The 26,607-nt window shown below is 56.1% G+C and carries 30 protein-coding genes; all 30 read right to left on the reverse strand.

Annotated elements, in window-relative coordinates; translation table 11 throughout:
- Positions 1–33 precede the first annotated feature (33 nt).
- The 30 genes from nuoN to spoIIR all read right to left on the reverse strand — a co-directional run bounded on the left by nuoN (position 34) and on the right by spoIIR (position 26,605).
- A complete protein-coding gene (gene nuoN, locus CV944_RS04295; protein ID WP_100663885.1) occupies positions 34–1,527 on the reverse strand; it encodes an NADH-quinone oxidoreductase subunit NuoN in 1,494 nt (497 codons plus the stop codon).
- A 5-nt stretch (positions 1,528–1,532) separates the two neighbouring features.
- Positions 1,533–3,074, reverse strand: a complete 1,542-nt coding sequence (locus CV944_RS04300; RefSeq protein WP_063330497.1) for an NADH-quinone oxidoreductase subunit M — start codon at positions 3,072–3,074, stop codon at positions 1,533–1,535.
- Positions 3,071–4,924: an NADH-quinone oxidoreductase subunit L gene (gene nuoL / locus CV944_RS04305; protein ID WP_100659051.1), complete on the reverse strand. Its 1,854-nt coding sequence runs from the start codon at positions 4,922–4,924 to the stop codon at positions 3,071–3,073. Before nuoL ends, CV944_RS04300 begins: the two co-directional genes overlap by 4 nt.
- 18 nt (positions 4,925–4,942) lie before the next feature.
- Positions 4,943–5,248 carry an NADH-quinone oxidoreductase subunit NuoK gene (nuoK, locus tag CV944_RS04310; protein WP_033011766.1) on the reverse strand — a complete coding sequence of 102 codons (306 nt, stop codon included), beginning with the start codon at positions 5,246–5,248 and terminating at the stop codon, positions 4,943–4,945.
- A complete protein-coding gene (locus tag CV944_RS04315; protein WP_100659052.1) occupies positions 5,245–5,766 on the reverse strand; it encodes an NADH-quinone oxidoreductase subunit J in 522 nt (173 codons plus the stop codon). The genes nuoK and CV944_RS04315 overlap by 4 nt, the downstream gene beginning before the upstream one ends.
- Complete coding sequence (gene nuoI / locus CV944_RS04320; protein WP_025949605.1) at positions 5,763–6,182, reverse strand: NADH-quinone oxidoreductase subunit NuoI; 420 nt, start codon at positions 6,180–6,182, stop codon at positions 5,763–5,765. The genes CV944_RS04315 and nuoI overlap by 4 nt, the downstream gene beginning before the upstream one ends.
- A gap of 261 nt (positions 6,183–6,443) precedes the next feature.
- On the reverse strand, positions 6,444–7,445 hold the full coding sequence (gene nuoH / locus CV944_RS04325; protein ID WP_094239352.1) for an NADH-quinone oxidoreductase subunit NuoH: 1,002 nt from the start codon (positions 7,443–7,445) through the stop codon (positions 6,444–6,446).
- Positions 7,442–8,542 (reverse strand): NADH-quinone oxidoreductase subunit D, encoded by a 1,101-nt coding sequence (locus CV944_RS04330; RefSeq protein ID WP_033011809.1) that lies wholly within the window; start codon positions 8,540–8,542, stop codon positions 7,442–7,444. The genes nuoH and CV944_RS04330 overlap by 4 nt, the downstream gene beginning before the upstream one ends.
- A 3-nt stretch (positions 8,543–8,545) precedes the next feature.
- The gene (locus CV944_RS04335) at positions 8,546–9,730 is read right to left on the reverse strand and encodes an NADH-quinone oxidoreductase subunit C (RefSeq protein ID WP_100663886.1); all 1,185 of its coding nucleotides are present in this window, start codon (positions 9,728–9,730) and stop codon (positions 8,546–8,548) included.
- A 3-nt stretch (positions 9,731–9,733) separates the two neighbouring features.
- Positions 9,734–10,246, reverse strand: coding sequence for a NuoB/complex I 20 kDa subunit family protein (locus CV944_RS04340; RefSeq protein WP_050367976.1), 513 nt, complete (start codon positions 10,244–10,246; stop codon positions 9,734–9,736).
- Positions 10,237–10,605: an NADH-quinone oxidoreductase subunit A gene (locus CV944_RS04345; RefSeq protein WP_033010835.1), complete on the reverse strand. Its 369-nt coding sequence runs from the start codon at positions 10,603–10,605 to the stop codon at positions 10,237–10,239. Before CV944_RS04345 ends, CV944_RS04340 begins: the two co-directional genes overlap by 10 nt.
- A 335-nt stretch (positions 10,606–10,940) precedes the next feature.
- A complete protein-coding gene (locus tag CV944_RS04350; RefSeq protein ID WP_044745367.1) occupies positions 10,941–11,342 on the reverse strand; it encodes a F0F1 ATP synthase subunit epsilon in 402 nt (133 codons plus the stop codon).
- Between the two features lie 22 nt (positions 11,343–11,364).
- The gene (gene atpD / locus CV944_RS04355; protein ID WP_025039365.1) at positions 11,365–12,786 is read right to left on the reverse strand and encodes a F0F1 ATP synthase subunit beta; all 1,422 of its coding nucleotides are present in this window, start codon (positions 12,784–12,786) and stop codon (positions 11,365–11,367) included.
- Between the two features lie 27 nt (positions 12,787–12,813).
- Positions 12,814–13,671 (reverse strand): ATP synthase F1 subunit gamma, encoded by an 858-nt coding sequence (atpG, locus tag CV944_RS04360; protein WP_011232826.1) that lies wholly within the window; start codon positions 13,669–13,671, stop codon positions 12,814–12,816.
- 67 nt (positions 13,672–13,738) lie between these two features.
- Positions 13,739–15,247: a F0F1 ATP synthase subunit alpha gene (atpA, locus tag CV944_RS04365; RefSeq protein WP_044745368.1), complete on the reverse strand. Its 1,509-nt coding sequence runs from the start codon at positions 15,245–15,247 to the stop codon at positions 13,739–13,741.
- 24 nt (positions 15,248–15,271) lie between these two features.
- Positions 15,272–15,808, reverse strand: a complete 537-nt coding sequence (locus CV944_RS04370) for a F0F1 ATP synthase subunit delta (protein ID WP_044745369.1) — start codon at positions 15,806–15,808, stop codon at positions 15,272–15,274.
- The gene (gene atpF / locus CV944_RS04375) at positions 15,805–16,341 is read right to left on the reverse strand and encodes a F0F1 ATP synthase subunit B (RefSeq protein WP_033010833.1); all 537 of its coding nucleotides are present in this window, start codon (positions 16,339–16,341) and stop codon (positions 15,805–15,807) included. The genes CV944_RS04370 and atpF overlap by 4 nt, the downstream gene beginning before the upstream one ends.
- A gap of 200 nt (positions 16,342–16,541) precedes the next feature.
- Positions 16,542–16,754: a F0F1 ATP synthase subunit C gene (gene atpE / locus CV944_RS04380; protein ID WP_033010834.1), complete on the reverse strand. Its 213-nt coding sequence runs from the start codon at positions 16,752–16,754 to the stop codon at positions 16,542–16,544.
- Positions 16,755–16,807: 53 nt separating this feature from the next.
- Complete coding sequence (gene atpB / locus CV944_RS04385) at positions 16,808–17,518, reverse strand: F0F1 ATP synthase subunit A (protein WP_033027747.1); 711 nt, start codon at positions 17,516–17,518, stop codon at positions 16,808–16,810.
- A gap of 30 nt (positions 17,519–17,548) precedes the next feature.
- The gene (locus tag CV944_RS04390; protein WP_033008385.1) at positions 17,549–17,905 is read right to left on the reverse strand and encodes an ATP synthase subunit I; all 357 of its coding nucleotides are present in this window, start codon (positions 17,903–17,905) and stop codon (positions 17,549–17,551) included.
- Between the two features lie 6 nt (positions 17,906–17,911).
- Positions 17,912–18,130 carry an AtpZ/AtpI family protein gene (locus CV944_RS04395; protein WP_033008425.1) on the reverse strand — a complete coding sequence of 73 codons (219 nt, stop codon included), beginning with the start codon at positions 18,128–18,130 and terminating at the stop codon, positions 17,912–17,914.
- Positions 18,131–18,466: 336 nt separating this feature from the next.
- Complete coding sequence (gene upp / locus CV944_RS04400) at positions 18,467–19,096, reverse strand: uracil phosphoribosyltransferase (protein ID WP_033008386.1); 630 nt, start codon at positions 19,094–19,096, stop codon at positions 18,467–18,469.
- A 138-nt stretch (positions 19,097–19,234) separates the two neighbouring features.
- Positions 19,235–20,473, reverse strand: coding sequence for a serine hydroxymethyltransferase (glyA, locus tag CV944_RS04405; RefSeq protein ID WP_033008387.1), 1,239 nt, complete (start codon positions 20,471–20,473; stop codon positions 19,235–19,237).
- Positions 20,474–20,565: 92 nt separating this feature from the next.
- The gene (locus CV944_RS04410; RefSeq protein ID WP_100663887.1) at positions 20,566–21,144 is read right to left on the reverse strand and encodes a TIGR01440 family protein; all 579 of its coding nucleotides are present in this window, start codon (positions 21,142–21,144) and stop codon (positions 20,566–20,568) included.
- A 75-nt stretch (positions 21,145–21,219) separates the two neighbouring features.
- Positions 21,220–21,663 (reverse strand): ribose 5-phosphate isomerase B, encoded by a 444-nt coding sequence (gene rpiB, locus CV944_RS04415; RefSeq protein ID WP_033008391.1) that lies wholly within the window; start codon positions 21,661–21,663, stop codon positions 21,220–21,222.
- A gap of 95 nt (positions 21,664–21,758) precedes the next feature.
- Positions 21,759–23,048 (reverse strand): methyl-accepting chemotaxis protein, encoded by a 1,290-nt coding sequence (locus tag CV944_RS04420; protein ID WP_033008393.1) that lies wholly within the window; start codon positions 23,046–23,048, stop codon positions 21,759–21,761.
- 25 nt (positions 23,049–23,073) lie between these two features.
- Complete coding sequence (locus CV944_RS04425; RefSeq protein ID WP_063330113.1) at positions 23,074–23,520, reverse strand: low molecular weight protein arginine phosphatase; 447 nt, start codon at positions 23,518–23,520, stop codon at positions 23,074–23,076.
- A 118-nt stretch (positions 23,521–23,638) separates the two neighbouring features.
- A complete protein-coding gene (locus CV944_RS04430; RefSeq protein WP_033017319.1) occupies positions 23,639–24,190 on the reverse strand; it encodes a manganese efflux pump MntP in 552 nt (183 codons plus the stop codon).
- A gap of 336 nt (positions 24,191–24,526) precedes the next feature.
- Complete coding sequence (locus CV944_RS04435) at positions 24,527–25,588, reverse strand: L-threonylcarbamoyladenylate synthase (RefSeq protein WP_193443063.1); 1,062 nt, start codon at positions 25,586–25,588, stop codon at positions 24,527–24,529.
- A gap of 129 nt (positions 25,589–25,717) precedes the next feature.
- Entirely contained in the window at positions 25,718–26,605 is an 888-nt protein-coding gene (gene spoIIR, locus CV944_RS04440; protein ID WP_100659059.1) for a stage II sporulation protein R, read from the reverse strand.
- Positions 26,606–26,607: the final 2 nt, after the last annotated feature.

A 26,607-nucleotide genomic window follows, 5' to 3' on the forward strand; every position in this document is an offset into this window, starting at 1 on the left:
GAGGAGAGGGTTCCCTCTCCCCTTATTGTACCGTTACGGCAAAAAATCGCCAAAATGCCCAAATTGGGCGAGCACATCGTAGGCAAGCCCCGGCATCCAGCCGATCGCCAGCGTTCCGAGCGCGCATACGACGACAGCGGCCGACAGCCCGGCCGGCAGCCGGCCAAGCGGCGCGAGGGAAGCCGGACGGAAAAAGAGTTGAACGAGCAAATTGAAGTAGTATACATACGAGATCACCGTCGTCACCGCCATCACCGCCGCGAGCACGTAATGGCCCGGCTCGGTGACGACAAGGCCGATGAACAAATGGAGCTTGGCGATAAAGCCGGCCGTCCCCGGAATGCCGGCGAGCGAGAGCAAAAACAGCCCGAGCGCCGCGGCCAAAAGCGGACGGTGTCGGTATAAGCCAGCGAGCCCAGCTAAATCATCAGAGCCGGTTTCGTTAACGATATGCGCCACGATGGCAAATGCCCCGATATTCATAAACACATAAGCAAGCAAGTAAATCCAAAGCGAATCGATCATCGCCCACGACATCGCGGCAACCCCGGCGAGCAAGTAGCCGGCGTGGGCGATGCTTGAATAGGCGAGCAGCCGCTTTAGGCTCCGCTGCCGGAGCGCTACAACGTTGCCGACGATCATCGTCAATCCGGCCAAAACGGCGATCGCCGGCTGCATCGACAACAAGAGCGACGACGGATCCCGACCGGCAGCCGGCGCGGCGGCAAACATCGTCACAAACAGGCGGAGCAAAAGGATGAAGCCCGCCGCTTTCGACACGACGCTGAAAAACGCTGTCGCCGGAACCGGCGCCCCTTCATATACATCCGGCGCCCACATATGAAACGGAACGGTCGCCAGCTTAAACGAAACGCCGATCAACAAAAGGAGAAAGGCGAAACCGAGCACGTACGGCTCGTTCGTCTCTTGCAGCCGGCGCGCAATGTCGCCCAGGTTTGTCGTTCCAGTCAAACCGAACACATAGCTCATGCCAAACAGCATGATAGCGGTGGCGATGCCGCCGTTAATGACGTATTTGAGCGCCGCCTCGTTGGACGCCGTTGCCGTTTTGCGCAAACCGGCCAAAATGTAAGACGAGACCGTAAGCAGCTCGATGCTGACAAACAGTGTCAACAAATCGCCGCTTGAGGCCACCATCATCGCCCCAAGCAAGGCAAACAGCATCATGTAGGCAAATTCGCCGCGGTAGCGGCCGCCTTCTTTCGGCTCCCAATCGGCGACCAGCAGCAAGGCGAGCGCTCCTCCAGCCAGCAGGATGAGCTTGAATGCCTTGGCAAACCCATCGAGCCGGAACGTATCATGCAAAATCGAAACCGGATCGGCCGGAATCATCGCCGCCGTCGCCGCCAACGCAATGACAGCGGTAGCCGCCGCGCCCCAGGCGAGCGGGCGGCGGCTTCTTTCGCTCGGCATCGCCAAATCGATCAACAACAGCACAACCGCCGCCGCAAGGATGACCCATTCGGGCGCCATCATGCCCCAATCTGCCTGCCATACGTCGTTCATATCGATCAACCTCCTAATCCGTTCATCATCGTCTCAAGCGCGGCGGCGAGCGGCGCCGCCAACAGCTGCGGATAGACGCCAACCGCCACAATCAAGGCGACGAGGATGAACGCTGGCACGGCTTCTTTTGCGCGCAAGTCGGCAGCATCCCTTTGCGCTTCACGCAAACTGGGCGCCTGCGGCTCACGAGTGCGGCCGAACGTAATCTCAAGCACGGCCCGCAGCGAATAGACGGCGGCAAAAATCAGTCCGAGCGCCCCGGCGGCCGCCAACGCCGGCTTCGTGGCAAACAGCCCGAGAAAAGCGGTGAATTCGCCGACAAATCCGGCAAGGCCCGGCAAGCCGAGCAAGGCGAGCGCGGCGGTTAACAAGTACCCGGAAAAGACCGGCATCGCTTTCGTCAGCCCTCCAAGGCGGTTCAGTTCGGTCGTCCGCATCCGCTCCGTGAGAATGCCAACGAGCAAAAACGACAAGGCGGCGATCAGCCCGTGGGCGACCGATTGAAAGACCGCTCCTTGGATGCCGGCTTCATTGAGCGCCCCGAGTCCGACGAGCACCACGCCCATGTGCGACACGCTTGAATAGGCGAGCACATGTTTCAACTCGCTCTGCCGGAGCGCCAACAGCGCGCCGTACAATACGTTTATGACTCCCACCACCGCGATGGCGCCAGCAAACGTGCGAAACTCGTCCGGAAACAAGCCGATCCCGAAGCGGATCATCCCGTACGCCGCAATCTTCAACAGCACCCCGGCGTGAAGCATGACGACCGGCGGCGGCGCTTCGACGTGCACGCGAATGAGCCAGCGGTGAAGCGGAACGGCCGGCAGCTTGACGGCAAACGCCAACAACAGCCCGCCAAGCAGCCAATGCCGCCCCTCTTCGGTGAGCGGGGCGATCAGCTGCCCTTGAGCGACCGGGTTATGTAACATCTCACGGAGCAACGCGAAGTTTGCGGTCCCGGTGCGGGCGACAAGGACGGCGATCACAACAAGCAGCAGCGCCGAGCCGAGCCCGTTATACACCAAGTAGCCGTAGGCCGCCCGTTCGCGCTCAAACCCGCCCCATTTGCCGACGAGCAAAAACATGGCGACAAGCGTCACTTCGAGGAAGAGGAAAAACCAGATGAAATTGGCGGCTGCAAATACGCCGAGCATGCCGATCTCCAATGCGAGCAGCCACATAAAATATCCTTTTTTCTCCGCTTTGACCAACAAGGACGCGGCAGCCGCCAAAGTCGCCAACACGGCGGTCAAGACGAGAAACACAAGCGACAGCCCATCGATGCTGAGCTCATAGCGGATCACATACGCTGCATCCGTTAAAAACGGAAGGTTGGCAAGCCGCACCCAATCGTGCGCCTCATCGAGCTGCTCAAGGCGAAAGCCGCGCCCCGACTGGATGAAGGCAAACAGCGCCAAAAAGAGCGGCGGCACGGTGGCGGCGGTTCCGAGCCATTGAATCGTTTTCGTATCCGTTTTGCGGACAAACGCTAATAAAAGGATGCCTAACAGCGGTGAAAAGACAAGCAGCGATAAAAAGATCATAGCCAGTCTCCCCCTGTCAACGCGAAGATGACGACCAAAATCGCCAATCCGGCCACCGTCACCGCCCCATACGTCTGCGCCTGCCCGTTTTGCCCGCGCGACCCAGCCGAGGCGGCCGCGCCGACAATGCCGGCGGCAAGCCGGGCGAGCCCTTCTACAAGGAAGCGGTCGACATACGCAAGCAGGCGGCTAACGAATGACACGAACGCCACAATCGTCCACCGGTATAGTTCATCGATGTAATAGCGATGGCGCAACAATTCATACGTGTGCGGAGCGCGCGCCGACAGCCAGTCGCGCGGCACTGCCCGCTTCCCATACATGAGCCAGGCAAGGAAAATCCCGGCGAGCGACACAATGGTCGCCACCACCGCGATCCATCCTGGCGCCGCTTCATGATGGTAGGATCCGTCCGTCAGCCACTCGCCGAGAAACGAACCGAACCACGGCGTTTGAATGTACCCAGAAGCGACCGACAGCACGCCGAGCACCGCCATCGGCCCGACCATGGACGCCGGCGCTTCATGTGCCTCGCCTTGATGACGCGCCGGCCCGGCAAAGACGAGGAAAAAGAGCCGGAACATATAAAACGACGTCAACAATGCGGCCGCAACCGCGAGCCAAAAGAGGAGGCGCGGCCCGTTCGTCCAGGCGGCGGCCAAAATTTCGTCCTTGCTGAAAAAGCCGGCAAACAGCGGAACCCCGCTGATCGACAGCGCCCCAATGAGGAATAGCGGCGCGGTCCATGGCAGCCGCTGCCAAAGTCCGCCCATTTCCTCGATGTTTTGCGTACGGACGGCATGAATGACGCTCCCGGCGGCCAAAAAGAGGAGCGCTTTAAAGAACGCATGCGTCGTCAAATGGAAGATGGCCGCGACATAGCTGCCGGCGCCAAGCGCCAACATCATATAACCGAGCTGGCTGACGGTCGAATAGGCGAGAACGCGCTTAATATCCGTCTGCACCAATCCGATCGTCGCGGCAAAAATGGCCGTCACCCCGCCGATCGTCGCCACGGTCATCATGGCTGCATGGCTTGCCTCATACAGCGGAAACAATGCCGCCACAAGGTACACACCGGCCGCCACCATCGTCGCAGCGTGGATGAGCGCCGACACCGGCGTCGGGCCTTCCATCGCGTCTGGAAGCCATGTATGGAGCGGAAATTGCCCCGATTTGCCGATGGCGCCGATGAAAATCAAGATCACAGCGAGCGTCGTCATCCCCGGCGACAGCGTGCCGTCGCCGACGGCGCGGAAAATGTCATCGTAATCAAAGCTGTGCGTTTGCCAAAAGAGCAACATCATGCCGATAAAAAAGCCAACGTCGCCGATGCGCGTCATGATGAACGCTTTTTTCGCCGCCGCTTTTGCTTCTTCCTTATAGAAGTAAAAACCGATCAGCAAAAACGATCCAAGCCCGACGAGCTCCCAAAAGATGTACGCCTGCAGCAAATTCGGCGACAGCACAAGCCCAAGCATCGCAAACGTAAACAGCCCTAAGTACGCATAAAAGGTCGAAAACCGCTCGTCTCCCGCCATATACCCTTGCGAATAAATATGGACGAGCCAGCTGACAACCGCGACGACTGCGAGCATCCAGGCGTTTAACGCCGTAACGGAAACCCCGGCTGTGAGCGTCACGTCGCCGACGGTCATCCATGTCCAATTCACCTCATGCGTCGTCCCGCCGAGGCGGTCGGCGAGCACACCAATGGCCGCCAACATCGACAGCAACGTAGCCGCGATGCCGACATAGGCGCTCGCTTTCTTCCATTTCCGCCCAAACAACAGCAGCAAGACAAATGAACAAAGCGGGAAGAGCGGCACAACCCAAGCTAGGTTCATCATCGTTCCCCATCCCCTTTTCTAATGTTTCAATGAATTGGCTTCATCGACTTGAACCGTCTTCCGGTTGCGGTAAAAAGCGATGAGCGCCGCCAAGCCAACGGCTGCTTCCGCCGCCGCCACGGCGATCGCAAACAGCGCGAATACATGCCCGTGAACGCCGGGATGGGGGCCGTATTTGGCAAAAGCCACGAAATTGAGGTTGACCGCGTTTAACATCAGTTCAATACATATGAGCACAATGACCGTATTTCGCTTCGTCAGCGCCCCATACAAGCCGATGCAAAACAAGATGAGCGCCAACGCCAAGTAAGCCGATAACGTCATTCGTCCCCCGCCTCCTTGCCGTCTTTTTTCGCCAGCACAATCGCCCCGACCAAGGCGACGAGCAAAATGACGGACACGATTTCAAACGGAATCGTATAATACGAGTAAAGCGACTTGCCGATCGCCTTCGCGTTGTCGCCCGAAAGCGCGCTGCCGTCAGCGCCGAAGTCGAGCTGGCGGATGCCGAAGTAGACGGCAAGGCCAAAGGCGATAACCGAGATGGCGGCAACAGCCCGATGCCAGACGCCGCCGGTCGTTTGGCGCTCCCTTTCGTCTGTGTGATGGCGCGTCAACATGATGGCAAACAGCATGATGATCGTGATGGCTCCGGAATAGATAAGCACTTGCACAACAGCGACAAATTCGGCGGACAACAGCACGTACAGCCCGGCAATGCCTACAAATGTCATGACGAGGGCGATGACCATATGGACGACGTTCGTCAGCTGGAGCATCGTCACCCCGCCGGCAATCGCCGCGAGGGCGAGCAGGAAAAAGGCGATGTCGGTTCCGCTCACGGCTTATTCTCCCTTCTTACGTTCGTATCGTTTTCATCCAGCCAGGCCAAATCTTTGTACAACGCATCGCGGCTGTATTCGGCGAGCTCGAAGTTGTTTGTCATGACGATCGCTTCCGTCGGACACACTTCAGTGCATAAGTCGCACAAAATGCAAATTTCGAAGTTAATATTGTACGTCTCAATCACTTTTCCTTTTTTCGTCGGATCCGGATGCTTCTTCCCAGTCAGCTGGATGCATTCGGTCGGGCAAATGTTCACGCATTGGTTGCAGACGATGCATTTTTCCGGATAAAATTTTTGAATGCCGCGAAACCGGTCCGGGAGCGGGAGCGGTTCGTGCGGGTAATCGTACGTCACTTTTTCACGCGTCAACTCTTTTAACGTATACGCCAATCCTTTCATTAATCCGATCATCGGTCTCCCCCTCTCATGGGAACATGGCGTTCCGGCATAACCGTCCCCTAAAGCGCAGGGCGGCCATGCACATCAGCGCGGCTGCCTCCTTGCCTAAGCCGGATTGGGCCTCGTCCACTTTTCGATTTAGAAGGCCGGTGACAAACTGCTGTTACGAGCAAATCAACGGCATTTCGCCAAAAAAGAAGGCTGATTCCACAGTTTTTCTCTAATTGAGAAACAGGTGGAGCTAGCAGTATTTTGTACTAAATCACCAACCTCTTAGAAAAACCACGACTTGATCAGCGCCGTCAGCACAATGTTGACGAGCGAAAGCGGAAGCAACACTTTCCAGGCGAACTCCATCAGCTGGTCGGCGCGCACGCGCGGAAACGTCGCCCGAAACCAAATGAGGACGAAAACAACTGCACAAAATTTCAACGCAAACCAAACCGCTCCGGGAATCCAGCCGAGAAACGCGACCGGATGCCAGCCGCCGAGAAACAAAATCGTCACAAGCGCCGCCATGGCAAACATGTACACATACTCGGCAAGCATGAAAAACGCCCATCGGAATCCTGAATATTCAACATGAAACCCTGCGACAAGCTCGGACTCCGCCTCCGGCAAGTCAAACGGCGTCCGGTTCAATTCCGCCACCGCTGCCACAAAGAAAATCAAAAAGGCGAGCGGTTGGGCGAAAATGAACCATAGATCGTCTTGCGCTTTCACAATGTCCACTAAGTTCATGCTTCCGGCCAAAAGCACGACGCCAAGCGCTGACATGACGAGCGGAATTTCATACGAAATCATTTGCGCCGCCGCGCGCATGCCGCCAAGCAGAGCGTATTTGTTGTTCGACGCCCAGCCGCCGGCGACAACGCCGATGGTCGTCAAGCCGGAGACAGCGATATAATACAGAAGGCCGACGCCGATATCGGCGAACCGGAACGAATCGGTAAACGGCAATACCGCCAGCACCATAAACGACGGCGTAAAGGCGATGATCGGCGCCAACACGTACAGCGGACGGTCGGCTGCTTTCGGGATCGTATCCTCTTTCAAAAGCAGCTTCAACACATCGGCAACGGTTTGCAACAGTCCGAAGCGGCCGCCGACTTGGTTTGGGCCGATGCGCCCTTGCATAAACCCCATCACTTTCCGCTCGGCCAAAATGCCGTATGTGACAAACCCGAGCACGACCGCCAAAAGCAACGCCCCAAGCCCGAAAAACAGGGCGATGTTCGACCAACTTGGCGTCGATTCAAGCCATTGCTCCATCATCCATCGACCTCCCCGAGCACAATGTCAATCGACCCGAGAATGGCAATGACATTGGCCAAGTTTTGCCCTTTGAGCAACTTCGGGAGTATTTGCAGATTGTAAAACGACGGACGCCGGAATTTGAGGCGGTACGGCTCCTTTTTGCCGTCGCTCGCAATATAGCAGCCGATCTCGCCGCGCGGCGCCTCGATGCGGACGAACGTCTCGCCCGGCGGCGCTTTAATGATGCGGGGCACTTTTCCCATGATCGGCCCCTCAGGCGGAAATTGCTCGCACGCCTGCTCGATGATGCGAAGCGACTGCTCAATTTCCGCCATCCGGCATTCATAGCGGGCAAGGCAGTCGCCGCCCTCGCGCACCGGCACATCAAACTCAAAGCGGTCATAGATTGAATACGGTTCATCTTTGCGCAAATCCCATTTGACGCCGGTCGACCGCAAGTTGACGCCGCTGAGCGAATAGCTGATCGCTTCTTCTTTCGTATACCGCCCGACGCCTGTTACGCGCTCGCGGAAAATTTCATTGCCGGTGACGAGGTCGTGGTAGCCGGCCAATTTCTCCCGCATGTACGGGACAAACTGCTTCACTTTGTCGATCCAGCCGTCCGGCGCGTCCCATTTAACGCCGCCGATGCGCATGTAGTTGAACGTCAGCCGCGCCCCGGACAGCTCATTTAATAGATTAATAATCATTTCGCGTTCGCGGAATGCGTACAAAAACGGGCTTGTCGCACCAAGATCGAGCAAATACGTCCCCCACCAAACGAGGTGGCTGGCGATCCGCCCGAGCTCCATCGCAAGAACGCGCAAATACTCGGCCCGCTCCGGCACTTCAATGCCCATCATCGTTTCGACCGCATGGCAAAGCACATAGTTGTTCGTCATCGCCGACAAGTAGTCCATCCGGTCGGTGTACGGGATGATTTGCGTGTATTGCAGCCCTTCGGCGATTTTTTCCGTCCCTCGATGCAAGTAGCCGATGACCGGCGTCGCCTCTTGAATGATCTCGCCGTCAATTTTTAAAATGAGGCGGAACACCCCGTGCGTGCTCGGATGCTGAGGGCCGACGTTTAAAATCATTTCTTCTGTGCGCAGCATCATCTACACCTCCGCATCATACGGCTCGTAATCTTTGCGCAACGGATGCCCGACCCATTGTTCGCCGAGGAAGATTCGAATCAAGTTCGGGTGTCCGCGGAAACGGATGCCAAGCAAATCGTACGCCTCACACTCCGGCCAGTTCGCCCCCGGCCAAAGCGGGACGAGCGAATCGACTTCCGGGTTGTCGCGCTCGATTTTGACTTTCAACGCCACCGGCTGCCGGTTCGGATAGGAATACAAATGGACGTACACTTCCATGTGCGTCTGAAAATCGGTTCCGTGCAGCTCGGACAAGTAGTCAAACCGGAGCTGTTCATTGTATTTTAAAAACTCGGCTACTTTGTAGTACGCCTCTTTTTTCACGACAAGCGTCGGCACGTCTTTCGCCAGCCGGTTGATATACGCGTCTTCGAGCACATCCGGCCCGAGATGTTCCTCAATGATCCGGACATATTTTTGCAGCAGCGGATCGTTCGGCGATGAAGCAGATGGCTTCGCCGCCCCGCCATCCTCCCCAGCGGCTGCGGCCTTCGCCCGGGCAGCCGCTGCCGCTTTTTGTTTCGCCCCCTCATCGCCAGCGCCGCCTTGTTGCTTCGCCAAGGCCGCCGCCCGCGCTTTTGCCGCGGCCGCAGCTTTTGCTTTCGCCGCGGCGGCCGCTTTTTGCTTGGCTAGCTCGTCATCGTCGCCCGACGCTTCAGCGGCTTTTTGTTTGGCTAATGCAGCAGCTCTCGCCTTCGCGGCCGCAGCTGCCTTTTTCTTCGCCAACTCAAGATCATCCTCCGCACCGCTTTCCGCCGCCTCGCGCTGACGACGCAGTTCGGCCGCTTTCGCCCGCGCTTCTTCCGCCGCTTTCTTCTTCGCCGCCTCAAGGTCGTCCCCGGCCCCCGCTCCCGACGCCGCCTCGCGCTGACGACGCAGTTCCGCCGCCCTCGCCCGCGCTTCCTCCGCTGCTCGTTTTTTCGCTGCTGCGAGATCTTCAGCTGATGCCGGCTGCGCTGCATCCGTCTCTTTGTTTGCCGGTTGGGTGGACAAATCCGAAGGCGCTTTCACACCGTCGTCAGGGACGCTGTCGGATGACTTGGCTTGTTCAGTTGCTTGCCTGGCGGCGAGCTTTTCGCGCGCCAACTGCTTCGCCCGTTCCGCCGCTTCTCTTTTTCGCTGGGCCAAATCTTTTTCCTCATCCATCGGTTACAACACCTTCTTCCCTGTTTTGGCTTCAAGGCGAATTTTTTCTTTTAATTTATGAATGCCGTAAATGAGCGCCGCAGGGTTTGGCGGACAGCCAGGTATGTACACGTCAACTGGGACGATTTGGTCAACCCCTTTGACGACGCTGTATGATTTCACATACGGCCCGCCGGCTGTTGCACACGAACCCATGGCGATCACCCATTTCGGCTCCGGCATTTGCTCGTACAACCGGCGCAACAGCGGCGCCATTTTTTTCGTCACCGTTCCCGAGACGATCATGACGTCTGATTGCCGCGGCGAGGCGCGGAAAAACGAGCCAAACCGGTCGAGATCGTAATGGGCGCCGCCGACCGCCATCATCTCAATCGCGCAACAGGCAAGGCCGAACGTCAGCGGCCAGAGCGAATTGCTGCGCGCCCACCCTTTTAACTGCTCGAGCGTCGTCAAAAAAACGTTGCGCTTCACTTCTTCCATTTCCGCTTGCGAGAAGCCATCCCATTTTACATCCATCGTAACACCTTCTTTTTCCAAGCGTAGATCAAACCAATGGCAAGCAAGAAGATGAAGATCACCATTTCAATCAAGGCAAACAGGCCGAGCTGGTCGTAAACAACCGCCCAAGGATATAAAAACACCGTCTCGACGTCAAAAATCACAAATAGCAAGGCAAATAAATAATAGCGGACTTGAAACTGGATGCGCGAGTCGTGAAAGGGTATGTTACCGCTTTCATAGGTCGTTGCCTTCGCCTCGTCCGGCACATGCGGCCGCAACAAGCGTCCAACCGCAAGCGCCCCGATCGGCAGCAGCACCCCGAGGCAAAGGAAGACGAAAATAATCAAATAACTGTTCGCATAGACGTTGCTCAACACGCTCGCCCCCCTTCCGGTTTACTACATACGTATGGTGTTAATGATGAAATTTTTCAATAATTCCTTCGATTTCATTATAACATTTATATCCAGCCGTGTCAGCAAAACTTCGGGTTATCTCTATCAACATGATGGCAAAGCTCTGCGGAGTATGATGCCAATGCCATGGCTGCAATGATGCCCCTTGATCGTTGCCGCCTCAAAGGGGAAAGGAGGAAAGGACGAGGAATGACGCATGTTTCGGCTTGCAGAAAGACCGCAACGCAGAGAAGAAAGCCGCGGCTTCAAGTGATCTGGCAATAAAAAAAGCAGAGGAACATCCGCTCCTCTGCTTACTTCATTTCCGCTACATTCAAGCGGTTCAAGGCGCGTTTTAACGCCAGTTCGGCCCGCTTGAAGTCGATGTCATCCTGCTGGCTTTGCAGGCGGCGCTCCGCCCGCTCTTTCGCCGCTTTGGCGCGGAGGACGTCAATGTCCTCCGCCCGTTCAGCAGCTTGAGCCAAAATCGTCACGTTGTCCGGGCGGACTTCCAAAAAGCCGCCGCTGACGGCAATGTATTGCGTTTTGCCGCCTTTTTTCAGCCGGGCCGCGCTGATCTCGAGCGGGGCGACAAGCGGAATGTGCCCCGGCAAAATGCCGAGCTCGCCGCTTTTCGCTTTGACGCTGACCATCTCAACATCGTCTTCGTACACCGGGCCATCAGGAGTAACGACGCTCACGTGGATCGTTTTCATTGTCCAATCCCCCTATCCCGGGTCACACTTCGACACCCATCGCTTTCGCTTTTTCAACGACTTCTTCAATGCGGCCGACTAAGCGGAACGCATCTTCCGGAAGATGGTCGTATTTGCCTTCCAAAATTTCTTTAAAGCCGCGCACTGTTTCTTTCACCGGCACGTAGGAGCCCGGTTGGCCCGTGAACTGCTCCGCCACGTGGAAGTTTTGCGACAAGAAGAACTGGATGCGGCGGGCGCGGTGGACGACGAGTTTGTCTTCATCAGACAGTTCATCCATCCCCAAGATGGCGATGATGTCTTGCAATTCTTTATAACGTTGCAGCGTTTGCTGCACTTTGCGGGCGACTTGGTAGTGCTCCTCGCCGACGATTTCCGGCGCCAACGCACGCGATGTCGAAGCGAGCGGGTCAACGGCCGGATAAATCCCCATCTCCGCGAGCTTCCGCTCCAAGTTCGTCGTCGCATCCAAGTGCGAGAACGTCGTGGCCGGAGCCGGGTCCGTATAGTCGTCGGCCGGGACGTAAATCGCTTGAATCGAGGTGATCGATCCTTTCGCCGTCGACGTGATCCGCTCTTGCAATTGACCCATCTCCGTCGCCAATGTCGGTTGGTAACCAACAGCCGACGGCATGCGGCCTAACAACGCCGACACTTCCGAACCGGCCTGCGTGAAACGGAAGATGTTATCGATAAAGAGCAACACGTCTTGGCCTTGTTCATCACGGAAGTATTCGGCCATCGTCAAGCCGGTCAAGGCGACGCGCATCCGCGCCCCCGGCGGCTCATTCATTTGTCCGAACACCATGGCCGTTTTGCTGATGACGCCGGAATCTTTCATTTCATGGTACAAGTCGTTCCCTTCGCGCGTCCGTTCGCCGACGCCAGCAAAGACGGAAATCCCGCCGTGCTCTTGGGCGATGTTGTGGATGAGCTCTTGGATCAAGACCGTTTTTCCTACGCCAGCGCCGCCGAACAAACCGATTTTTCCGCCTTTAATATACGGGGCAAGCAAGTCAACGACTTTAATCCCCGTTTCCAAAATTTCGACTTCGGTCGCCAATTCCTCGAATTTTGGCGCCGGACGGTGAATCGGGTCGCGGCGGGCGTCAGCCGGAATGTCGCCTTCGAGGTCGATCGGCTCTCCCAAGACGTTGAACACGCGGCCAAGCGTCACTTCGCCGACCGGCACCGAAATCGGTGCACCGGTATCGATGACTTCCATGCCGCGGATGAGGCCGTCTGTGGACGCCATCGCGATCGTCCGTACTGTATCATCGCCAAGGTGCAAGGCGACTTCCAATGTCAAGTCGATGTCGACTTCGTTTTCGTTGCGCGCTTGATGTTGAATTTTCAGGGCGTTGTAGATCGCCGGCAAGTGGCCGTTCTCAAACTTGACGTCTACAACCGGACCCATGACTTGGATAACGCGTCCTCTTGTCATCGTTTTCCCTCCTAACTTGCTAGTCCGCTATTGCAAGGCGTTTGCTCCGGCGACAATTTCCGTAATTTCTTGCGTAATCGCCGCTTGGCGAGCGCGGTTGTAGGAAAGCGTCAATGTGCGAATGAGCTCGTTCGCATTGTCCGTTGCGTTCTTCATCGCCGTCATGCGGGCGGCGTGTTCGCTTGCTTTTGCATCGAGCAATGCGCCGTAAATGAGGCTTTCCGCATACTGCGGCAACAAAACGTCCAAAATTTCTTCTTGCGACGGTTCAAATTCGTACACCGTGCGCTGCTTATTCTCCGCCAAGTCAGTGAGCGGCAGAAGCTTCCGTTCCGTCACCTCTTGCTGGATCGCGCTCACGTAATGGTTGTAATACATATACAGCTCGTCAAACGTACCGTCGGCGAATAACCCAACCGTTTTGCGGGCGATTTCTTTAATATCAGCAAACGACGGCTGGTCCGGCAAGCGCGTGATGTCGAGAATGACCGGCATGTTCCGCTTGCGGAAAAAGCTCAACCCGACGCGGCCGATGACGATGATCGCATATTCGTCCGGAGAAGCATGGCGTTTTTGGATCGTTTGGTACACGAGGCGCAGCACGTTGCTGTTGTACGCGCCAGCCAGACCGCGATCCGACGTGATCACGAGATACCCGGTCTTTTTCACCGGGCGCGAAACGAGCATCGGATGCGAAGCCCCCCCGGCGCCAAGCGCGACGTTGGCCACGACTTCTTGAATCTTCTCCATATATGGAACGAACGATTTCGCGTTTTGCTCCGCTCGGTTCAGCTTCGACGTCGAGACCATTTCCATCGCTTTTGTAATTTGGCTTGTCTTCTTCGTCGCATTGATGCGCGTTTTAATATCGCGTAACGATGCCAAAGGTTTCACCACCTTTTTGCTGCACGGGTTCTAACAGGCATGAGGGGGCGATATGCCCCCGCCGGCCTTATTGTGAAACGACAAACGTTTTCTTGAACGCTTCGATCGCTTGATTGAGATCGTCTTCGTTCGGAAGATCTTTCGTCGTGCGGATGTGCTCAAGCAAGTGTTGGCCGTTTTGGTCGAGCCACAAGTAAAACTCTTTCTCGAAACGGCGCACATCTTCAACCGGAATGTCGTCCAAAAAGCCGCGCGTCAATGCATAGATGATCAACACTTGTTTTTCGACCGGAATCGGCTGATGCAAATCTTGCTTCAGCACTTCGACCGTGCGCGCCCCGCGGGCGAGCTTCGCCTGCGTCGCTTTATCGAGGTCGGAGCCGAATTGGGCGAACGCTTCGAGCTCACGGTAAGCGGCCAAGTCCAAACGGAGCGTCCCGGCTACTTTTTTCATCGCTTTGATTTGCGCTGCCCCACCGACGCGCGAAACGGACAACCCTGCGTTGATCGCTGGGCGGACGCCGGAGAAGAACAAGTCCGATTGCAAGAAAATTTGCCCGTCCGTAATCGAGATGACGTTCGTCGGAATGTACGCGGAAATATCGCCCGCTTGCGTTTCGACGAACGGAAGCGCGGTCAAGGAACCGCCGCCTTTGGCATCGCTCAATTTCGCTGCGCGCTCAAGCAGGCGGGAGTGCAAGTAGAAAATATCCCCCGGATACGCTTCACGGCCCGGCGGACGGCGAAGCAAGAGCGACAATTCACGGTATGCCGCGGCTTGTTTCGATAAATCGTCATAGACCACTAACACGTGTTGGCCTTTATACATGAAATACTCGCCCATCGCCACACCGGCATACGGCGCCAAGAACAAAAGCGGAGCCGGCTGCGACGCCGAAGCGGTGACGACGATCGTATAGTCGAGCGCGCCGTGTTTGCGGAGCGTTTCGACAACGGTGCGGACCGTCGATTCTTTTTGCCCGATGGCGACATAAATACAAATCATGTTTTGGTCTTTTTGGTTGATGATCGTGTCAATGGCGACGGACGTTTTCCCCGTTTGCCGGTCGCCGATGATGAGCTCGCGCTGGCCGCGGCCGATCGGCACGAGCGCGTCGATCGCTTTAATCCCGGTTTGCAGCGGCTCATGCACCGATCTCCGGTCCATAACGCCCGGCGCCGGGCTCTCGATCGGGCGCGTTTCGGTCGTTTCCACCGGGCCTAAGCCATCGACAGGCTGGCCGAGCGGGTTGACAACGCGGCCGATGAGCGCCTCCCCGACCGGCACTTCCATGATCCGGCCCGTACGGCGCACTTCGTCTCCTTCTTTGATGCCGGTATACGGCCCTAAAATAACAATCCCGACGTTGTTTTCTTCCAAGTTGAGCGCCATGCCCATCACGCCGTTGGCAAATTCAACAAGCTCGCCGGACATGACGTTATCAAGCCCATGAGCGCGCGCGATCCCGTCGCCGATTTGGATGACGGTGCCGACATCGCTCACTTGGATTTGCGATTCGTAGTTTTCAATCTGCTGCTTAATGAGCGCGCTGATTTCTTCCGCTCTAATGCTCATGCCTTTCACCCCTGTCTCCAAATGTTAACCAATGAGCTGCCGCTGAATCCGTTCAAGCTGCCCGCTGACGCTGCCGTCATAAATGCGGTTGCCGATGCGCAGCTTCACGCCGCCAATCAGTTCCGGGTCGACGATATTTTCAATGTGGAGCGTTGCTTTGCCAACCTTTTTGGCAAACACGTCAGAAAGCGCCTGCAGTTCTTCGTCCGTCAACGGGCGCGCCGAATAGGCGATCGCTTCAGCGATGCCGCGCGCATCGTTGGCAAGGGCGATAAACTGGTCGGCCAGTTCAGGCACAAGGCCGAAGCGATGGCGCTCAAGAAGAAGCAAAAGCGTGTTTTGCACCGGAGCAGAAACGCCGGCGAACACTTCACGAACAAGCGCTTTTTTCTTTTCTAAAGAAAGATTCGGGTTGGAAAGAAGCGATAAAAACTCGCCGTTTTCCGCCAACGCTTGGCGTACGGCGCGGACGTCTTCCTCGATCCGGTCAAGCTGCTGTTGTTCGAGCGCGATTTGGAACAAAGCGGATGCATACCGTTTGGCGATCACTTCTTGGTTCATCGCGCTCCTCCTACCTCTTGCACATCTTTAATGTACGCTTCGATCAGCTTGCGTTGATCTTGCTCGGTCAACTCTTTTTCAATCACTTTCGAGGCGATGAAGACAGACAACGACGCCACTTGTTCGCGGAGCGCGGCCATTGCCTGTTCTTTTTCGCGCTCGATTTCTTGTTTCGCCGTTTCTTTTACCCGTTCCGCTTCCGCACGGGCCGAGGCGACGATTTGTTCTTTCTGCTCTTCGGCAAGCTTGCGCGCATTTTCGATGAGCGCTTGCGCTTCTTGACGCGATTGCTTCATCAGTTCACGCTGCTCTGCCAGCAGTTTTTCCGCTTCTTGGCGGCGTTTTTCCGCTTGGTCGATTTCGTTCGCGATATGCTCCTCGCGCTGTTTCATGACGCCCATAAGCGGTCCCCATGCAAACTTGCGGAGCAAAATCATCAGCAAAATGAAAGCGACAAGCTGAAAAATGATGTCCCCGCTATTGACCGCCCCAGCAGTTGCGCCGAGCGCCCATGTTTGTCCTGGTGCCAACATGTTTCGTTCACTCCTTTCGGCCTTATCTCCTGACCGGACATTCCTTTCGCGCAGCTATGCATTAGGTGAATATACAAAAACTGATACATATACATAAAGCAATGGCGAAGGTTTCCAACTAATCTTCGCCATTTATTTTTTAATCTTCCATGTTGTGGAAGGCGCTTGTTAACATTCCGTTAACAAGCGCTCCTCATCCGTTATTGTCCTTGCACCATAAACGCGATAACCACCGCGATGATCGGAATCGCCTCAACAAGCGCAACCCCGATAAACATTGTCGTTTGCAACATGCCGCGAGCTTCCGGCTGGCGTGCAATTCCTTCAACTGTACGAGAAACGATTAAACCGTTGCCGATACCCGCGCCGAGCGCGGCAAGACCAATAGCGATTGCTGCAGCTAATACACCCATCTGTGAAATCCTCCTTATTGATCAAAAGTTGATATTTAAAAAAAATATTATCATTAATGGTCATGGCTGACTTTATGCGCCATATAAACCATTGTCAACATTGTAAAAATAAACGCTTGAATAGCCCCGACGAAAATACTGAACGCCTGCCATACCATCGTCGGAATGATCGCGGCGATCGTTCCGCCAACACCTGTAGCCAAGCCGCCGACAAGCAATGCAAGCAAAATTTCGCCGGCAAAAATGTTTCCATAAAGACGAAGACCGAGCGTCAATGTGTTGGCAAACTCTTCAATGATTTTAAGAGGAAACATAAACCACATTGGGCTCGTAAAACCTTTTAAATACTCGGAAACGCCGCGCAACTTAATGCCATAATAGTGGGAAAGGGCTACAACCATCATGGCCAGCGCCAATGTAATGGCCGGGTCAGCCGTCGGTGATTTCCACCATAGTTCATCATGGACAACGACAGAAAATGGAAGACCTAACATATTAGCGACAAATACATACATGATCAACGTTAAGCCAAGTAAATGGAAGCGTCCCCCTGTCTCCCAGTCCATGTTGCTTTTGATAATTCCTTTCACAAAATCGACAACCCACTCCAAAAAGTTTTGCAAGCCTGTTGGTTTCATGGAAAGGTTGCGCGTCGCCGCAATGGCGATAACCAGCACGATGACACAGGTGATGGTCACCATTAATACGTTGGCCAAGTTAAATGTAAGGCCAAACAGTTCGTAAAGCGGCGCCTTATGATCCACCAATACTCACCTCGCTTTCTACACAGCTGATTAGTCATTATGTAAAAAATGATTTGCTACCAATAGGATATATGGGGTGGCCAAGCCGATGACGACCGGCATAACGGACAAATGTTGGGGATACCGGGACACAAACAGCGCAACGGCGGCAGCCAGCGCAAATCGAATCATGGTCCCAAGCGAAGGAGGGCGCCGTCCCTCGGCCATCGCTTCTCCTGCTTTTATGACACGCCGGGCCAGCAAGCGAATGCTGTACAGCCCTGTTGCTGTTCCAATGAGCAAACTAAAAAACCACGCTTCATAACTGGTCAATATCCATCCTACCGCATAACCCACCATTAGCACCGACGATTGCTTTTGTATTCGTTTTATGATCCTATCAATCATTGCTTCTTATTCCCCAAAAAAACGCCGAATTGTTTTCAGCGTGGCGAACACTCCCGCTGCTAAGCCGAGCAACAAACCAATAACAAGGAAAAGCGGTTCACTGTCCAATTGTCGGTCAACCCATCTGCCGCCAAATAAACCAACTAATGTACAGCCGACTAGCTGTGATGTGATCGCTGACATCAAGCCGATGGCCCGAAAAGGATGACGGTTATTTTTTTTCATAATGGTTACCATACCTCGCCCGTTTAGACCAGAGATCATTTCCGACAGTGAAAGCCTTCTCAATCTACCCCTTGTAAGCATACAATACCGCTTGGTCAATGTCAATGTGTTCCCACATAAAACATCATTCACACAGAGCAAATATTAATAATTTGTGACAATTTCTCATTTTCTTTTCACAAAAATGGTGTATAATGATATATTTTTGTTTTTGGACACTTCCCTGCCTACAGCAACCGACTCACTCTGGACGCGTCCCTGTTTCGATGTCGAAAGAGGGGCTCCGTTTGGACGCGGCCCCCTCTTTCGACCGTACAGGCAACGGCCTGCTTCGGGTTATTTCGTGCCAAACAACCGGTCGCCGGCGTCGCCGAGGCCGGGGACGATATAGCCGTGGTCGTTCAGCCGCTCATCAAGGGCAGCGATGTAAATGTCCACATCCGGGTGCGCGGTTTCCACCGCTTTAACCCCTTCCGGCGCGGCGATGAGGCACATGAACTTAATGCTTTTTGCCCCTCGCTTTTTCAGCGCTTCGATCGCCGCCACCGCCGAGCCGCCGGTCGCGAGCATCGGGTCGACGATGATGAAGTCGCGCTCCTCAACATCGCTCGGCAGTTTGACGTAGTATTCGACCGGCTTTAACGTTTCCGGATCGCGATACAAGCCGATATGGCCGACTTTCGCTGCCGGGATGAGCTTCAAGATGCCGTCGACCATGCCGATGCCGGCGCGCAAAATCGGGATGACGCCGAGCTTTTTGCCGGCAATCACTTTCGCTTTCGCTTTGCTGACGGGGGTTTCGATCTCGACTTCCTCAAGCGGCAGATCGCGCGTAATTTCAAACGCCATCAACGTCGCCACTTCATCAACCAGCTCGCGAAACTCTTTCGTGCCGGTGTGCTTGTCGCGAATATACGTCAATTTATGCTGGATGAGCGGATGGTCAAACACATACACTTTTCCCATAAGTCATCTCCTCTTCCGTATGTATGCGGTACACTTCTATACATTCTACTGGAAAACGAGCGCCTGTTCAACTGGCGAACGAATGAAAAAGGCATACCGCCAGGCTGATGCGGCGGTATGCTTTCATTTGCCCCATTTTTAGTCTTGGTAGAGCGGGAATTTTTCCGTTAAAGCCGCGACGCGTCGGCGCGCTTCTTCAAGCGCCTGTTCATTGTCCGTGTTTTTCAGCACAAGACCAATAATGGCGGCGATTTCGTCCATTTCTTCGAGGCCGAAGCCGCGCGTCGTCACCGCAGCCGTGCCGATGCGGATGCCGCTCGTGACAAACGGGCTTTCCGGATCGTACGGAATGGTGTTTTTATTCACTGTAATGCCAACTTCATCCAACACTTTTTCCGCCGTTTTTCCGGTCAGCTGCTGCGGGCGCAAATCGACAAGCAATAAATGGTTGTCCGTGCCGCCGGATACGAGGGTGAACCCTTCGTTTTGCAGGGCGGAGGCAAGCCGTTTGGCGTTATCGACAACGCGCTTCGCGTACGCTTTAAAGTCGTCCTGCAACGCTTCGCCGAACGCCACCGCCTTGGCGGCAATGACATGCATCAGCGGCCCGCCTTGAATGCCAGGGAAGATCGATTTATCGATTTGTTTCGCAAACTGTTCTTGGCATAAAATCATCCCGCCGCGCGGGCCGCGCAACGTTTTATGCGTCGTCGTCGTGACGAAATGGGCGTACGGCACCGGGTTCGGATGGAGACCTGCCGCAACAAGACCGGCAATATGGGCCATGTCGACCATTAAATAGGCGCCGACTTCATCGGCGATTTCCCGGAATTTGGCGAAATCGATAATGCGCGGATAGGCGCTCGCGCCGGCGACGATCAGCTTCGGCCGATGAAGGCGCGCTTTCTCGCGCACGTCGTCATAATCGATGACATGGGTTTCCGGGTCGACGCCGTATGCGACAAAGTTGTATTGCACACCGCTGAAGTTGACTGGACTGCCGTGCGTCAAATGGCCGCCGTGCGACAAATTCATGCCAAGCACCGTGTCGCCGGGTTTCAGGACGGTGAAATAGACGGCCATGTTCGCCTGCGCCCCCGAATGCGGCTGGACGTTCGCATGCTCCGCCCCGAACAATTGCTTCGCCCGCTCGCGCGCCAACTCTTCGACGATGTCGACGTACTCGCAGCCGCCATAATAGCGGCGGCCCGGATAGCCTTCCGCGTATTTGTTCGTCAGCACCGATCCTTGCGCTTCCATCACCGCGCGGCTGACAAAGTTTTCCGAGGCGATGAGCTCAATCTTGGCATGCTGCCGTTTCCGCTCTTGCTCAATGGCCGCAAACACTTGCGGATCTTGTTGTGGCAAGTAGTTCATCAATAGCTCCCCCTTATGCGAAATCAGTGAATATTCGTTTTTATTTTATCAGCTTCAGCTAGGCAAGTTCAAAGGAAAAATGAATGAAATTGTTAGAAAGAACAGAAATTGTTCGGGTTTTCTAACGTATAGACGGCGCGGGCGCCACCGATCAGCTTTGGCCGCGTCTTCGCCAGCGTGACGTACGCATGGCCGACATGTTTCACCGAAACACGCACTGGGACGGCGACCGGTTTTAGATGCATGCCGATCAACGTATGCCCGATATCGATGCCGGCATCGGCGCGGACCGCTTCGACAACAACGGGATCTTCCAGCTGCCGGTAGGCATACGCGGCCATCGCTCCGCCCGCTTGCGGCACTGGGATGACGGACACGATCTCGAGGCCATGGACACGCGCCGTTTCCCGTTCGACGACGAGCGCCCGATTCAAATGTTCGCAACATTGAAAGGCGAGCTCGATCCCCGTTTCGCGCCGCCATGCATCAAGTTCAGCAAACAACATGGCTGCCACATCCGTCGACCCGGCGGTGCCGATTCGTTCACCGAGCACTTCGCTCGTGCTGCAGCCGACCACCGCGATCTGGCCGCGGCCAAGCGGCGCCTGCCGGCGAAATTCGCGCAAAATCGTTTGCCATTGCTGCTGCCATTCGGTCAATCGTGCGTCCATGTTCCCCCTCCTTCTCTTCGGGCGCGCTGCAAACGCCCGCTCATTCCGCCCAAACAGCCAAGCCTCGACCGTTTCTTAGCGTCCGTTTTCATACTCGGCGATTTTGCCGATCCGCCGCGCGTGGCGGCCGCCTTCAAATTCCGTTTCGAGCCACGCTTTGGCAATTTCGCGTGCCAATCCCGGCCCGATGACGCGCTCGCCCATCGCGAGGATGTTGCTGTCGTTATGCATGCGCGTCAGTTTGGCGCTGTAGACGTCATGGCAAAGGGCGCAGCGCACTCCTTTTACCTTATTGGCGGCGATCGTCATGCCGATGCCGGTGCCGCAAATCAAAATGCCGCGGTCAAATTCGCCGCGCGCCACTTTTTCCGCGACAGGGAGCGCGTAATCCGGATAATCGACCGATGTTTCGCAATCGCAGCCGAAATCGGTGTACTCGATTCCCATTTCATCCAACAGTGCTTTAATTTCCTCACGAATGCGAACTCCACCATGGTCAGAAGCAATCGCAACTTTCATCACGTTCGGGCGAGGAACCCTAGGCTTCGCCGTGATAGCGAAAGCCAGGGAGGAATCGCCCTTCCTCCTTTCGATAAATCATATTTGCCTGTGCATCAACGGGTGCGAAACCGGGCGACAGCCGCCTGCAATTGTTCGGCCTGTTCCACCAACTCGCCAGCCAGTTTATGCACATCGTTGATCGATGCAGCCTGCTCCTCGGTCGCCGCCGCCACTTCGAGCGCGCCGGCGGACGTCTGCTCAGCAATCGCCGCCACTTCTTGCGTTTGCGCCGCGGCCCGCTCCATATGCCCCATTTGACGCTTCGCCAGCTCAGCGATGTCATGGACGGCGCGGATCACTTCATCAGCTGAGGCCGCCATGGCCGCAATGGCCTCATTCGTGCGCTCCCCTTTCGCCGCCTCAGCGTTGGCAGCAGCCACCTGCTTGTCCATTTGCGCCACCACACGGGCGACTTCATTTTGAATGTTGCCGACCAGTTCCGCGATTTTCTTGACCGCCTTGGCGCTCTCATCCGCCAGCTTGCGCACTTCCTCGGCGACAACGGCAAACCCCCGGCCGTGCTCGCCGGCGCGGGCTGCCTCAATGGAAGCATTGAGCGCAAGCAAGTTCGTCTGTTCGGCGATGTCCGCGACAAGCAACGTAATGTTGCCGATTTGATTGGCGTGTGCTTCGAGCTGCTTGACAGCCGCCCGCGACCGTTCTTGATCGTCAGCCAGCTGATCGATGCCGCTAATGAGCGAATCGGTGATATCGCGGCTTGCCTTCAACGTTTCGGCCATCCCATATACCGACTGTTCCGCTCGCTCGGCTGTTTCTTTGACTTGCACGGCGATAGCAAGCACATCCTCGGCCGCCGCAGCCGCTTCTTGGATCGCCTCGGCCGAAGACGCCGCCCCTTTGGAAATGTCGTCAATCGTCGCTGCAATATCGCGTGCACGGCTTGACGCTGTTTCGGACGCCTGCCTCATTTCCGCTGTCTTTTCCGTCGTGCGCGCTGCGCTCTCTTCCACATTGGCGACGACGGCGCGCAAATGGCCGAGCATCCGGTTGAACGCGACAGCCAGCGAGCGGATTTCATCATGGGAAGAGGGCAGCGGAACATCCTCATCGATATGCCCTTCTGTCGCCTTTGCCGCCGCTTCCTCGAGCCGTTGCAGCGGCCTTGTAATCCAGCCAGCGGCCAAATAGGCAAGCACTCCGGACCAAAAGATGCCAAGGAGCAGCACGATCATCGTGAACACGCTTTTGTTCCATGAGGCGAACCACTGATCATACAAAACGTACAAGAAAAAGGCGCTCGTTGAATACGTGATCAGCGCCAACGCTGTCGTAAAAACGATGAGCTTCAGGCGCAAACTGAACTTACGACTTGTCCCCCCCATTTGTGTTCCCCCTCACTTCTTTACCTCATTGTTCTGTTTGCAACTTTTCCGCCAAGCGGTCAATGAGCGTCTCCAGCTCATCGCGCGCCGCCCGGTACACTTCAATCGGCCCGCCGAACGGATCGGCGATGTCGCCGTCTGTTCCCGAGACGAACTGCTTCAACGTAAACGTTTTGTCCTTCGCTTCTGGGAAACGCTCGACGATCATGTCTTTATGGCCGGATGTCATCGCCAGCACGTGCGTCGCCCAGTCGATATGCTCTTTTTTCAGCTGCGAGGAGCGGTGGGCCGCTTCGATTCCTTTTTCCTTCAACACCGTCTTGGCGTGAACCGACGCCTCGCTCCCTTCCGCCGCAAACACGCCAGCCGATTTCACCTCGACGCCTGGCAGCTGCTTATTCTCCAGCAGCGCAGCGGCCATCGGGCTCCGGCATGTATTGCCCGTGCAAACGAACAAAATGCGATATGGCATACAACCACCTCTTCACATCAATGACTTACCATCAATATACCATAGGGAAAAGAGCAAAAAAAAGCAGGCAGCCCGCTTTTTCCCCGACTGGGAAGAAAAAACCGGTCCGTCCCGTTTGTTAAGAAAAAAGCAGCTTCAGCCCGAACGCGAGCAAAATGCTGCCGCCGAGCGCTTCGCTGTACGAGCCGAGCCATTGCTGAAAATGACGGCCGACAAAGAGCCCAAGCCATGTCAGCACCGTGCTGAACAGGCCAAACAGCAAAATCGTCACCATCGTCCGCGCTCCGAAAATGCCGAGGCTCAGCCCGACGGAAAAGCTGTCGAGGCTGACGCTGAACGCAAAAAAAAGCAGCCCGGCGCCGTGCGGAAATAGTTGCGACCCGTCCTCCCGCTGGAACGAAGCCATAATCATCTGCGCGCCCAGCCATAGCAACAGCACCCCGCCCGCATATGTCGCGATGCTTCCAAACTCGCGCGACAACAAACGGCCGACCAACATGCCGATTAGCGGCATTACAATATGAAATAACCCGATCGTCACCCCGATATAAAAAATTTGCCGGAGCCGAAGGCGCAGCAGACCCATCCCTAGGGCGACCGAAAAAGCATCCATCCCTAACGCCAGCGCCATCAGCGACAGGGCGATGATCTCGCCGATTAACGCGCCCATTTCTCTTCCCTCCCGGACTGGCCTTACTGCTAGCATATGCGCGTCCGGAGCTCTTTAGAAGCGGCGCGTGGCCCAGCCGCTTCCTGCCAACCCAAAGGCGAATGGCGGCGTTGTCCCGCCCTGCACGCCCACGGAACGGCCGCAGCCCGGCAAAGCAGCGATGGACAAAAAAACGACGATTTCCAAAGGCCGTTGCCACCGCCCTTGAAAACCGTCTCCATTTTGTTGCGAGCCGCGCGGATGAAAGATAGACCGCCCCCAAACCGTCTCCGTTTTGTTGCCGGTTCAGCCCGGCGGCGCCGCTTTTTCTCGCCTGCCGGCCGCGTCATCCATCATCTAGCCGCTGATCACGCGCCCCCCGGCCGCTTTGCGCAGCCGGTTCATAATCGCCGCGCCGAGGCCTTCTTCCGGAAATGCCTCGCTGTAAATGAGATCGACATTCGTTTCATCAAACCGACGCAGCGTGTCGTACAGGCGATGGGCGACGGTCGTCAGCTCGCGGCGCGTTCCGCACGGCAGCACGACATCGGCCGCATACCGGTCCTTGTTTTCCTCGGTCGTCAACACGCCGACCGTTTTCCCTTCCGCCCGGCTTTCGTCCACGAGCTGCTGCAAAAACGCCGGTGGGCCGGCGACAATCCAAAGCGGCGCTTTCGGGGCATAATGCGTATATTTCATGCCGGGCGCTTTCGGCGCTGCCTGTTCGTCCCCGCCGCCGGCCGCCTCGGCGACATGACCAATCACTTCGCTTAACATTTCTTTTGTCACCCCGCCCGGACGCAAAATCACCGGCACGTCCCCGCTGCAGTCGAGCACGGTCGATTCCACGCCAATGCCCGTCGGACCGCCGTCAATCACCCCAGCGATTCGCCCGTTTAAGTCCGCGAGCACGTGCGCGGCTGTCGTCGGGCTCGGCCTGCCGGAGCGGTTCGCGCTTGGAGCGGCAAGCGCCAGACCGCTCGCTTCAATCAAGGCGAGGGCGAGCGGATGGTCCGGCATGCGCACCGCCACCGTCGGCAGCCCGGCCGTCACTCGCTCGGACACGGCCCCCGCTCGTTTCGGCAAAACGAGGGTGAGCGGCCCCGGCCAAAACCGCTCCATTAACGTCTCAGCCACTGGCGGAAGCGGCGTGGCGACCGCCTCCGCTTGCGCACGGCTGGCGACGTGGACGATGAGCGGGTTGTCGCTTGGCCGCCCTTTGGCTTCAAAAATTTTCTCCACTGCCGCCGTATTGGCGGCATCCGCTCCTAAACCGTACACCGTTTCCGTCGGGAATGCGATGACTTCCCCCGCCCGCAGCCATTCGGCCGCCTCTCGTATTTGTGGATAAACTTGCTGTTTATCAACAATATTATCCACAATCCAAACACGTGTTTTCACTCGTTTCACCTTCTCCATCGCCGTGATTCATCTTGAAAATGGCGGATTTTTTTACAAGCGTCAGATCGCCGCCCGATTTCTTTCCACAGTTATTCACAAATTGTGAATAAACTTGTTATTTTTGTGGATAACTTTGTGGATAGATGCTTATGGAATGAGATGGCTGAGCCATTCTTTGAAGAAAAATTTGACTTCCACCGGCTGTTCCGGCTCGGCCATGACGACGAAGGACGATTCTTGACCATCCGTATCCCCTTTGTCCTTCTCGCCATCCGCATGGATGGACGGAACGGCGCGATCTTCGGTTTCCGCCATCGCATCCCTCTCCTCTTTCGGTTCGTCCTGCTCGATGGCCTGCTCGCCGCTTCGCATCGCCTCAGCTTCCGCTTCGGCGGCCTCGCTGTTTTGCGTCGACCCGGCTTCCATTGACCGGACGCTCTCAGCCGACACCGGTTCATTCGTTCCGGCAGGCGATCGGTTCGCCGCCATCATGACCGCATCGCCGTTGGAAAAATCGAGAAAACAAAGCGGTGGAAACAAGACGCACCACCAGTTTGCCCCTTTTCCTTCCCCGAGCGTAATGAGAAGGGCATCATACGTGCCGGCTGGATACACATAATTGCCGTACACTTTCGTCGGAAACTGAACTGAGCCAAACTGCACATGGTACGACTGGCTGCTTTGCTCTTGGCGAAGCACGCGGGCAACTGTTTGCTCGATCTCCGGCAAGTGCGAGCGGATGACGCGCTTCGCTTCGTCCACCGACGTAAGCTCCGCCACCCAGCCGTTGATTTGCGCATTGACCGCATCGCGCACTTTTCGCTTTAGCTGTTGGTCTTTGTCGGCGTCACTGTTCGCCAAGATGCGCAGGCGAATCGCCTCATCGGGAATGGCGACAACGGTGTTTGCCCCGGCGTTCGTCTGCTGGCCGTACAAGTGAACGAGCACACCTGTGATTAATAGAGTGATATATAAACAAATCGCGAGCGAATGTCCCTTGATCACCATGATCGGCACCGTCCTTTCATCTTCCATTG

The organism is Geobacillus sp. WSUCF-018B (assembly GCF_002809985.1).
Taxonomy (GTDB): domain Bacteria; phylum Bacillota; class Bacilli; order Bacillales; family Anoxybacillaceae; genus Geobacillus; species Geobacillus thermophilus.

Coding starts and splice junctions, on each gene's coding strand:
- CV944_RS04330 (WP_033011809.1), bottom strand. CDS start 8,542: ATGCTGCGCACAGAAGAAATGATTTTAAACGTCGGCCCTCAGCATCCG.
- CV944_RS04410 (WP_100663887.1), bottom strand. CDS start 21,144: ATGGACGCACGATTGACCGAATGGCAGCAGCAATGGCAAACGATTTTG.
- CV944_RS04420 (WP_033008393.1), bottom strand. CDS start 23,048: ATGGGGGGGACAAGTCGTAAGTTCAGTTTGCGCCTGAAGCTCATCGTT.
- nuoH (WP_094239352.1), bottom strand. CDS start 7,445: ATGATGGAGCAATGGCTTGAATCGACGCCAAGTTGGTCGAACATCGCC.
- CV944_RS04300 (WP_063330497.1), bottom strand. CDS start 3,074: ATGATCTTTTTATCGCTGCTTGTCTTTTCACCGCTGTTAGGCATCCTT.
- upp (WP_033008386.1), bottom strand. CDS start 19,096: ATGGGAAAAGTGTATGTGTTTGACCATCCGCTCATCCAGCATAAATTG.
- rpiB (WP_033008391.1), bottom strand. CDS start 21,663: ATGAAAGTTGCGATTGCTTCTGACCATGGTGGAGTTCGCATTCGTGAG.
- CV944_RS04350 (WP_044745367.1), bottom strand. CDS start 11,342: ATGAAAACGATCCACGTGAGCGTCGTTACTCCTGATGGCCCGGTGTAC.
- CV944_RS04430 (WP_033017319.1), bottom strand. CDS start 24,190: ATGGGCGCGTTAATCGGCGAGATCATCGCCCTGTCGCTGATGGCGCTG.
- glyA (WP_033008387.1), bottom strand. CDS start 20,473: ATGAACTACTTGCCACAACAAGATCCGCAAGTGTTTGCGGCCATTGAG.
- nuoK (WP_033011766.1), bottom strand. CDS start 5,248: ATGACGTTATCGGCTTACTTGGCGTTGGCGCTCATCTTGTTTTGCATC.
- nuoN (WP_100663885.1), bottom strand. CDS start 1,527: ATGAACGACGTATGGCAGGCAGATTGGGGCATGATGGCGCCCGAATGG.
- nuoI (WP_025949605.1), bottom strand. CDS start 6,182: ATGATCGGATTAATGAAAGGATTGGCGTATACGTTAAAAGAGTTGACG.
- CV944_RS04395 (WP_033008425.1), bottom strand. CDS start 18,130: ATGAAAAAAAATAACCGTCATCCTTTTCGGGCCATCGGCTTGATGTCA.
- CV944_RS04370 (WP_044745369.1), bottom strand. CDS start 15,808: ATGAACCAAGAAGTGATCGCCAAACGGTATGCATCCGCTTTGTTCCAA.
- CV944_RS04390 (WP_033008385.1), bottom strand. CDS start 17,905: ATGATTGATAGGATCATAAAACGAATACAAAAGCAATCGTCGGTGCTA.
- atpA (WP_044745368.1), bottom strand. CDS start 15,247: ATGAGCATTAGAGCGGAAGAAATCAGCGCGCTCATTAAGCAGCAGATT.
- nuoL (WP_100659051.1), bottom strand. CDS start 4,924: ATGATGAACCTAGCTTGGGTTGTGCCGCTCTTCCCGCTTTGTTCATTT.
- atpD (WP_025039365.1), bottom strand. CDS start 12,786: ATGACAAGAGGACGCGTTATCCAAGTCATGGGTCCGGTTGTAGACGTC.
- CV944_RS04435 (WP_193443063.1), bottom strand. CDS start 25,588: ATGGAGAAGGTGAAACGAGTGAAAACACGTGTTTGGATTGTGGATAAT.
- atpE (WP_033010834.1), bottom strand. CDS start 16,754: ATGGGTGTATTAGCTGCAGCAATCGCTATTGGTCTTGCCGCGCTCGGC.
- spoIIR (WP_100659059.1), bottom strand. CDS start 26,605: ATGGAAGATGAAAGGACGGTGCCGATCATGGTGATCAAGGGACATTCG.
- CV944_RS04425 (WP_063330113.1), bottom strand. CDS start 23,520: ATGCCATATCGCATTTTGTTCGTTTGCACGGGCAATACATGCCGGAGC.
- atpF (WP_033010833.1), bottom strand. CDS start 16,341: ATGTTGGCACCAGGACAAACATGGGCGCTCGGCGCAACTGCTGGGGCG.
- CV944_RS04340 (WP_050367976.1), bottom strand. CDS start 10,246: ATGGATGTAAAATGGGATGGCTTCTCGCAAGCGGAAATGGAAGAAGTG.
- CV944_RS04335 (WP_100663886.1), bottom strand. CDS start 9,730: ATGGATGAGGAAAAAGATTTGGCCCAGCGAAAAAGAGAAGCGGCGGAA.